At 33.1% G+C, this 7,038-nt stretch carries 7 protein-coding genes; 1 reads left to right on the forward strand and 6 read right to left on the reverse strand.

All coding sequences use genetic code 11. The annotated features are described in order from the left end of the window. Positions 1-24: 24 nt before the first annotated feature. From VI621_RS12040 to VI621_RS12050, 3 genes are all read right to left on the reverse strand, one after another. The gene (locus tag VI621_RS12040; protein ID WP_324218642.1) at positions 25-597 is read right to left on the reverse strand and encodes a DUF6642 family protein; all 573 of its coding nucleotides are present in this window, start codon (positions 595-597) and stop codon (positions 25-27) included. A gap of 164 nt (positions 598-761) precedes the next feature. After that, the gene (locus VI621_RS12045) at positions 762-1,142 is read right to left on the reverse strand and encodes a YchJ family protein (protein WP_324218643.1); all 381 of its coding nucleotides are present in this window, start codon (positions 1,140-1,142) and stop codon (positions 762-764) included. Between the two features lie 29 nt (positions 1,143-1,171). After that, positions 1,172-1,399, reverse strand: a complete 228-nt coding sequence (locus tag VI621_RS12050) for a hypothetical protein (protein WP_324218644.1) — start codon at positions 1,397-1,399, stop codon at positions 1,172-1,174. A 370-nt stretch (positions 1,400-1,769) separates the two neighbouring features. Here VI621_RS12050 and VI621_RS12055 point away from each other — a divergent pair, with 370 nt between their 5' ends. After that, the gene (locus VI621_RS12055) at positions 1,770-4,997 is read left to right on the forward strand and encodes a PAS domain S-box protein (RefSeq protein ID WP_324218645.1); all 3,228 of its coding nucleotides are present in this window, start codon (positions 1,770-1,772) and stop codon (positions 4,995-4,997) included. Positions 4,998-5,094: 97 nt separating this feature from the next. On the opposite strand, the gene VI621_RS12060 is transcribed toward VI621_RS12055, so the two are convergent. The 3 genes from VI621_RS12060 to VI621_RS12070 all read right to left on the reverse strand — a co-directional run. After that, positions 5,095-5,247 (reverse strand): hypothetical protein, encoded by a 153-nt coding sequence (locus VI621_RS12060; protein WP_324218646.1) that lies wholly within the window; start codon positions 5,245-5,247, stop codon positions 5,095-5,097. Between the two features lie 16 nt (positions 5,248-5,263). Continuing rightward, complete coding sequence (locus VI621_RS12065; RefSeq protein ID WP_324218647.1) at positions 5,264-5,809, reverse strand: hypothetical protein; 546 nt, start codon at positions 5,807-5,809, stop codon at positions 5,264-5,266. Between the two features lie 81 nt (positions 5,810-5,890). After that, positions 5,891-7,038: endonuclease (locus VI621_RS12070; protein ID WP_324218648.1), on the reverse strand; the 1,148-nt coding region annotated here is incomplete at its 5' end.

Raw genomic sequence — 7,038 nt, forward strand, 5'->3', positions numbered from 1 at the left:
AGATTTCAACATTAAATATTAATCTCAATAATAAATCTTAAAATCCAATGCCTCACAAAGCTCCTTATAATTTTTGAGCATGTTTATTTCGATGGCATCAATTTCTACATAATTTTGACACATTTCAAAATATAAAACATCAAATACGGTACTGGAAATAAAATCGATATTTTTCGCATAACCTGATATGGCTATGGCGCCGGTTTTACTTAGAAATTTCCTCGCTCTTTCTTCTTCGATGAACAAGGTTTTACAGCTCCCAAAATGAACAATTTTATTCTCCAATAGATTTACAAATTCATTGCTAATTTCATCTAATGAATAATCCTCTTCACCAATTTGGATTTTATTTTTTCTGCCGTGAAAAGCCAAATAAATAATGGAATATTTTCCATACATTCTTTTATCACTTGTGAGCGTATGCAATCTGCTGCAAAACTCTTCATAAGTAGAGCAGGTTTTGTAGATGGTATCAATCTCCAGATTGGCTTCCAATAATTGCAAAGCACTTTGCACCGAACTTTTTTTACGCAAATTAGTCTCCCAATCCCCTTCGAGACAAAAAATATTTTTATCGTAATATTTAGCTACTGACATTTTTATATTTTTTATTTTAATTTTGATAATTAAATCCAGTTCTTATTCAAATTTACCAATAAAAAATAATGCTTCAATTTATAACCAAAGCTAATTTCAAAATACGGATAATCTTTATTTAATGCGGGAATTAAACAATCAACTAAACTGAAAACAGATAGTTATCAATAAAATTTTCCATCTGTATAAAACCAACTTCCTTCTTCAAATTTAAACGTTGATTTTTCATGGTGAATTAGAGGTTCAAGGGTATCATCAAGAAAATAGGCTTTGAACTCGACAGTATTTTCGGATGCATTTATGATTTCTAACCTGAGCCATTGGTTTTTAGTTGCCCAGTCAAGGATATCTTTTGGGGAATGGTATTTTCGTTCTGAAACCTGCGTAGTTGCAACTAAATATTCTACAGCATGTGTAGCATAAGCCGAATAACGTGAACGCATTAATGCTTCAGCTGTGGGCGCTTTCCGGATTCCTTTGATGTAAGGTTCACAACACTCCTGAAAGGTTATTTCGGAGCCACAAAAGCAATTTTCTTTAATCATCTTATTCAAAATAATATTAAATCTAGGAATTATTGCCCGTTGAGTGCAATTATTTTTTGGTGCAATTGATTCAAGAGCACCTGATACCGGCTGATTTCCATTAGGTCTTCGTCTTCTTCTGAAAAATCGAGTAATTCGTCTAATTCCTCGCTTGCCTCAACTAGTTTATTGTTAGCTTCTTTGCCATTTTTGTTGGCAATCAAATCAATAATTTCCTGTATGCTGTTTTTAATTGCACTGAATTTATTTATTTCCATATCATCTTAATTTAACTATTCGTTGTGGATTTTATCGTTGAATTTTTTTTTACTCTTTAAATTTGACTTATTATCTTGCTTTACAGATTATCTCATTATGCTTTTTGATGTTTTTCCGATGTTCTAGTCATGGGATTGCTTTTAAAACTCATACGAAGTACGGTAATTTTATCGTAATTTGGATTATTGTTGTGATGATAATTGACTATTATGATCCGAAAAATAGTCTCTACTACAATGAATGTTGAAAAAAACTACATTAAATTTAAAAAATATCAGTTTTAATGAATTTCTAATGCTTTTAAAAACTTTATTATTTACTTTTATAGCCTTAAAAATCAAACGGTTCTAAACCTGTCTAATAGCATAAATGAAGTCTGAAAAAAAATGGTCCGAATTCATCAGTTGGTTCTTAACTAGGCCAAAAACCTCTGGTTTCTTAGTATTCCTCATTATGTGTTTTGTTGTTGCTTTTATTGTTTCACAACGGTTTCAGATTGTGAAAGAAAATGAGCACCGGGAAATGAACAACACCCTTAATATTGTTCAAAAGAATATCGAGCAATCTCTCAAAAACTGTTATACCACAACTTTAACGCTGGCACTAACTATTAATGACAAGGGCGTCCCTGAAAACTTTGATTATATTGGCGCACAGCTGATGAAATCGAACACGAGTATCAATGCGGTTCAACTGGTTCCAAATGGTATAATTAAATATACCCATCCGATTAAAGGCAATGAGGCTGCGATAAATTTAAATATTTTGACCTCACCATTACTTAAAGATGAGGCCTTGAAATCTATCAAAACTCAAAAAATGTATTTTGCCGGTCCATTTGAATTAAAACAAGGCGGAATAGGCATTGTGGGCAGGCTACCCGTTTACAAAAAAAATAAATTCTGGGGATTTTCGGCAGTGGTAATAAGATTAGAAACGTTCTTCAAAGCGACTGGAATTAATTCAATTAATGAAGAAAAATATTATTTCCAGATTTCAAAAATAAATCCGGTTACCCAAAAGGAAGATTTTTTCCTGCCATTTGAAAGCGATTTTTCTAAAAATTATTATGTATCCACTTCAATTCCTGATGGAGATTGGAAATTATACCTGATTTCCAAAAATCAATACGGTCTTTACTCCCAGATTTTGCTGCCTTCTATTTTAGGTTTTATTTTAGCGCTGTTATTTGGTATTTTAATAACCACACTTTTGAAAAAACCTGCAGAATTGCAGCTTTTGGCACATGATCAGGCAATAATGCTTTTAAACAGTGAAATAAAATTTAAGACCATTTTTGATCAAGCCGCTGTGGGAATTGCTCATATAGATTCGTTTTCCGGTAATTTTATTGAGATTAATGAGCAATATTGTAAATTGTTGGGTTATTCCTATCAGGAAATGAAAGAAAAAAATTTCCAGTCGATAACACATCCTGATGATTTGGAACAAGATTTAGATAATATGAAAAAACTCAGGGAAGGAAAGATTCGTGGGTTTTCGATGGAAAAAAGATATATTACTAAATTGGGAAAAATTATCTGGGTTAATCTTTCCGTATCACCACTATGGAAAGTAAATGAAAAGGCCACTACCCATATTTCTATTATTGAAGACATTTCATTAAAAAAAGAAGCTGAAGAATTGATTAAAAAAAGTGAAGCCCATTTTAAAAGCCTTTTTGAGGACTCACCTATAGCGCTTTGGGAAGAAAATTTTTCAGCAGTAAAAAATCACCTTCAAGAACTGAATCTTATCAACGAAAACCCAGAAAAAGTTTTTTTATATTTGAACGAGCATCCTGAAGTTGTGCAAAAATGCATTTCATTAGTTAAGATTCTTGATGTCAATAATGAATGTCTGATGCTATTCTCGCCAAAAACAAAACAAGAGCTTCTTAATAGTACGGATGTAATACGCGGAACAGAAGTTTTTCAATCATTTATTAAGCAACTAATTGCCATTACCGAAGGGCGAAAACAGTTAATGATGGATACTAAACTCGAAGGCCCAAACGGAGAAATCAGGGATATTCACTTAAGGTGGAGCGTGATGAATGGTTATGAAGAGACATTAGAAAGGGTAATTGTATCAACTGAAGACATCACTGAACGTAAAACAGCTGAAAAAATCATCTTAAATTCACAACAAAGGATTCGATCACTTATCAATACAATAGATGGTATAGTTTGGGAATGTGATGTAGAAACCTTTTCCTTTACTTTTATAAGTAAAAAAGTCGAAAAAATATTAGGATACACACCAGAAGAATGGATGGCAAGCAAGACTTTTTGGGCAGACCATATTTATCCTGAGGATAGAGAATTTGCGATTAATTACTGTGCTACAAAAACAAGTCAAAATGAAAACCATGATTTTGAATATCGGATGGTGGCTAAAAACGGATCCATTGTGTGGCTGAGAGACATTGTAAATGTCAATATAGAAAATGGCGAAACCATTAGTTTACGTGGCATTATGATTGACATTACCAAAACAAAAGAAGCCGAAAAAATAATAATAGATTCACAGCATAAAATTGAAGCTCTCGTGAATTCTATTGATGGAATTGTTTGGGAATGTGATTATAAAACCTTAGAACTAACTTTTATCAGTAAAAAATCAGAAGAAATGTTAGGCTATACTCCTGAAGAATGGATGCTGGATGTTAACTTCTGGGAAAAGCATATTCATCCGGATGACAGGGAATACGTTATGCATACCTTTCGAAGTATAAACAAAGAAAATGGGCAGAAAGATTATGAATACCGTATGATTAGCAAAGACGGTGCTGTAATATGGATTAGGGAAATTATCAATGTGGTTTTTGAAAATGACCTGCCAGTCAGCTTAAGGGGAATTATGATTGATATTTCTAAAACCAAAGAAGCCGAAAAAGATTTGAACAATTCCTTCGATTTAGTTACCGAACAGAATAAAAGGTTGTTAAATTTCTCTTATATCGTTTCACATAATTTAAGATCACACACCAGCAATATCGAGTCTATAACGACTTTAATCGAATCTTCTGAATCAGAGGAGGAAACAAAGCAAATGGTACAATTATTAAAAACGGTATCCGGTTCACTGAGCGAAACGATGGTTAACTTAAATGATGTCGTGAATATCCAAACGAATATAAGTCTGGTTTCAGAATCGTTGAAATTAAAACAATATATCAATAAAATTCAAAATATCCTTTCCGAACAAATAGCGGTAAAAGAGGCTGTCATTACTACTAACGTTACGGATGATGTAATGATAAATTATAATCCGGCTTATCTGGAAAGTATCCTGCTTAATCTTATTTCAAACGCAATTAGATACAGTCATCCGGATCGGAAACCGGTTATTTCCATTACATGGTTTGTAGAAAATGGCATGAAAATACTTCAGATTTCTGATAACGGGATTGGTATTGATTTGAAAAGAAACGGTCAAAAAATATTCGGAATGTATAAAACATTCAGTAATAATCCGGATTCAAGAGGGATTGGATTGTTTATTACAAAAAACCAGATTGTAGCCATGGGTGGAGACATCACTGTGGAAAGTGAACCCAATGTTGGAACCAAGTTTAAAATTTATATTAAATAAAAATCGAATTATTGAGAATTATCCGATATCTCAAATTATTAAAAATTTCAAAGAATTGTAATTACCAATTGCATTTTTGTTCTCTAATGCTATTTATTTAGCTATTCTCCGGTGTATTATTTTCATTGAACTTCTTTACAATTTGTTTTAATTTTTCCTTGCGAAGAATTTCGGCATTTTTGACTTTGGATTGTGCCTTATGCAATTTGTCATTATGCTTTTTGATATTTTTCTCGGTGTTTCTGCTCATGATATTGGTTTTAAAATTATTGGATTTCCCGTTTAATTTCTTCTAAAGTTTTATTGGTATAGATCAGTTCGTTTATTATCTTTTGTCGCAACAGCTTCAAATCTTCATAATCGAAATATTTTGCCCAAGAAGTCAGATTGAATAAATTTCGGATTTGCTTGATTCTTTTTGTGGTTTCAAAACTGGTGCGAAGAATGGCTTTTTTATCGTATGCCGGATTGTTTTTATGTTGGTAATTAACCGTATTCTTTAAATAATCAGCTTCTATATAATACAATTCATCTACGGCATTATCTGGGTAAAATTCAGTCCAAAGCGCAAAACCTAATTTAATTTTAGATGGTGTTTCCGGTTCCAAAGCTTCTAAACGCCATTTGCTGTTGGCCAACCTTCCCCAATGATTTGACAAACGATACATTCCCAATGTAGTATAATAATAACTACTGCCCGATTTGCTTTTGAAGGCGACCTTTTTATCTTCTAATTCCTGTAAAGTCACTTCCTTAAAAATACAAAAAGTGTTTTTGAAACTACCCGGTTTTAAATATTCTTTTTTCTCCATAAACAAAACTGGAAACATATTATACAAAAAAGAACCATTCAATATTGCTATTACAATGGTTCTTTATAAATTAAAATTTATTTACTTTATTATGATTTTTTTAATCACGGTTTTATTATCTGACGTTATTTTAGCCAAATACATTCCTGAAGCCAAATCAAGATCTAATTTTGTTTCTCCAATGAAATTCGTGTGCATTAATTTCATACCGGAAATGGTATATATTTCAATGCTACTTTCCTGATTCAAACCATAAATTGTAATATAATTTTCTGCCGGATTAGGATAAACAGACACATTTAAATCTGTAAAATCACTGGTAGAAAGAGATGAAAACCAAGGCTGACCAGCATTAGCTCCCCAAATATAATTGGCTAATTCCGGGTAATCTATAAAAGGATTTCTATTGACCTGCCAAGTATAAATATAGTTGTTTCTGTTCATCTCGAAATCATCAGAATCGTCAGCAACATTCCAAGTTAACAAAGTGGCCAAATCTCCAATATAACCTGAAGGTGTTTCAGAAACATCACCATTCACCACATTCAATCCATTGTATCTCACAGCCATATAGAAAAGGGATCGGGCAACATCACCATGCCAACTTCCTTGTGAACCGGCTGGACCATTATAATCCACCCCATAATTTCTATTGCTTCTGGAGCTGTTTTCTTGTCCGTCTTCTGCTCGAATATGATGTGCATCAGCATGACCGGCAAGAAGATCATTTGCATTTGTCGGTGACCAAACATTTATACCATCAGCAGTTGATGAGGTACCATCAGAAAAACCGCCTCGAGACTGAGAATAAATATGTTCTCTGTTCCATTTGCCAACAATACTATTCCCTGTTTGTATATCCAATTTTGTACGGGGCTGCTCTACATACATTAACCAAACCTGATTGTTGTTTTGAGGATTTTGGTCTGCCGTTTTTAAAATATCATTAATATCGCCATAATTGTGCGCATGAACCACAGCTGGATTCGCGATAATATTCTGAATTGCCTGTTTTAAAGCCGCTCCGGACAAACCTTCTAATGAACTGTAATATCCTGCCGGCGCAGTACTGGTAACCTGATCATAGGTAGGATTTAATGGTGTTCCCCATGATGATACAATATAGTTGATATCATTTACCCTAACAGCAATGTTATTACTCAAGACAATATATTCTGATGGAACTGTCCCAATTGTAATTTGTAATTCCTCGTCTCCATCATTCACCC

This window comes from Flavobacterium sp. (assembly GCF_035292545.1).
Classification (GTDB): Bacteria; Bacteroidota; Bacteroidia; order Flavobacteriales; family Flavobacteriaceae; genus Flavobacterium.

Excerpts from the sequence above, each read along its gene's own strand:
- VI621_RS12040 (WP_324218642.1), bottom strand. The coding sequence starts at position 597 with ATGTCAGTAGCTAAATATTACGATAAAAATATTTTTTGTCTCGAAGGG.
- VI621_RS12045 (WP_324218643.1), bottom strand. The coding sequence starts at position 1,142 with ATGATTAAAGAAAATTGCTTTTGTGGCTCCGAAATAACCTTTCAGGAG.
- VI621_RS12050 (WP_324218644.1), bottom strand. The coding sequence starts at position 1,399 with ATGGAAATAAATAAATTCAGTGCAATTAAAAACAGCATACAGGAAATT.
- VI621_RS12055 (WP_324218645.1), top strand. The coding sequence starts at position 1,770 with ATGAAGTCTGAAAAAAAATGGTCCGAATTCATCAGTTGGTTCTTAACT.
- VI621_RS12060 (WP_324218646.1), bottom strand. The coding sequence starts at position 5,247 with ATGAGCAGAAACACCGAGAAAAATATCAAAAAGCATAATGACAAATTG.
- VI621_RS12065 (WP_324218647.1), bottom strand. The coding sequence starts at position 5,809 with ATGGAGAAAAAAGAATATTTAAAACCGGGTAGTTTCAAAAACACTTTT.